The following is a 509-nucleotide window of genomic DNA, read 5'->3' as shown; positions in this document are numbered from 1 at the left end:
AAAAATCTGACTGACAAAGTGGAGAACGAGCTTTCCTCTGAGCTTCATCCTTCGCTCTCTTTTCGTGCAGGATTGGGAACGAACTTATATCCAAGGCCGCGAATCGTGACAATATATTCGGGGCTGCTCGGGTCTTTTTCGATTTTCTCCCTCAGCTTTCTGATATGTACCATGACGGTGTTGCTGTCTCCATAAGATGGAACGCCCCACACTTTTTCATAAATTTGATCCTTGGAAAGCACCCTGTTCGGATGATCGCAAAAATATTGCAGGAGCTGGAGCAGCTGCGCCGAGCAGCTGACCGTTTCGCCGTCCACGATCAGCTCCGCAAAGTCGGGATGAAATATAAAGCGTTCATATTCGTAGGCTGAAGATACTGAAGCAGCTGCAACTTCTTTATGTATATACGTTCTTTTTAAATGGGCTTTAATCCTGGCGATTAATTCCAGAGGATTAAAAGGTTTTGTAATATAATCATCAGCCCCGTAGGCAAAACCCGACAGTTTATC

1 protein-coding gene is annotated in these 509 nt (G+C 45.0%); it reads right to left on the bottom strand.

Annotation, left to right across the window (positions count from 1 at the left end):
* Positions 1-44: 44 nt before the first annotated feature.
* Positions 45-509, bottom strand: a 465-nt coding sequence (locus ACWHAR_RS32380; RefSeq protein WP_452089092.1) for a response regulator transcription factor, incomplete at its 5' end; no start/stop codon positions are given.

The sequence above is a fragment of the Bacillus sp. LR--39 genome, assembly GCF_053613335.1.
The sequence above is the reverse complement of the archived record's forward strand: the minus strand, read 5'-3'. Positions and strand labels throughout refer to the sequence as shown.